We start from the raw sequence: 1,063 nt of genomic DNA, 5'->3' as shown, positions 1-1,063 counted from the left end.
ATGGCTCATTCTAGACCATGACCAACCGAATTTCAACTCTGGAAAGAATAGAAAAAGAAACCGGGAAACACCCCCGAATGGGGGGTGCGTCCCGGTAATGGGATTACGCCGTTTTCAGGTGCAGCTTGTTGATCATGAGATCAAACAAGGCTTCACCAAGTTCGGCGACGTCATTGATCACCCGGTGCTCGGGAAACAGGCTTTCTACGGCCATGGTTTGAATCCCGATGCCCACCGTTTCGATGCCGGAGGCACGAATACGCTCCAGCATCTCCATGGCCGCCACCGAGTCGTTGGGGTCACCGTCCGTGAGGACAATGAGCACCTTGCGCTCTTCCAGCCGCGTGGCTAGTCGGATCGCACAGGGCCACAGGCTTTGGGCCAAGGGGGTACCGCCGTAGGCGCCAAACTCCCAGCGCCCCTGCTGCAGCGTGGCCGATACGCGCTCTTCCGGCGCTTTTACCCCCAACACGGCGATCTCGCCGTTGTCCGTCCAGGACGGGAACATCAATACGCCGCAGCTGCAACCCGGCAGGTTTTCGATGGCCTGCGCCAGCGCCAGTGCTGACTCCTTTGCCGGGGTGAGCAGGTCATCACCCCACATCATGGATTCTGAGGCATCGACCAGCACCTCGACCGCCGTGTTGATCGCCTCCTGGCGATGCTTATGACGGAAGATGTCGGCCTTGCCCATGGCCACCCGGCTGAGCCGGCGGGGGTTGATGCGGCGCCCTCTGCTGCTGTGCGCCACTTCGACCCGCTTCTGGGCCTGGAAGACCTGGGCCAGGGTCCGCTGTACTGCCGCGGTCTCGTGGACGACCCGTTCAGGATCGAACGGATTGTTGGTAAGCACCCGCGGGTGCTCCACCACCTCGGCCATTTCCCCGGACCAGCCGGTCGTGTCCTCGCCATCATTTTCGGCGTGCTCATTGAGCAGCGCTTCCAATGCCTGGCCGAGGTCGTCATCGACCGGCCCTTCAGCGGAAGGGTCAATGGCCAATTGGCCTGCCCCTTTTGGGTCGCCACCGTTGCCGGCGTCAGCATCATCCGGTTCGGAATCATC

1 protein-coding gene is annotated in these 1,063 nt (G+C 61.5%); it reads right to left on the bottom strand.

The genetic code is table 11. The features are described from left to right. Positions 1-103: 103 nt before the first annotated feature. Positions 104-1,063, bottom strand: a 960-nt coding sequence (locus ACOCD2_RS21555) for a cobaltochelatase CobT-related protein (protein ID WP_293646624.1), incomplete at its 5' end; no start/stop codon positions are given.

The sequence above is a fragment of the Thiolapillus sp. genome (assembly GCF_048562965.1).
GTDB lineage: Bacteria > Pseudomonadota > Gammaproteobacteria > Chromatiales > Chromatiaceae > Thiolapillus > Thiolapillus brandeum_A.
This window is presented reverse-complemented; position numbering and strand designations above follow the sequence as displayed.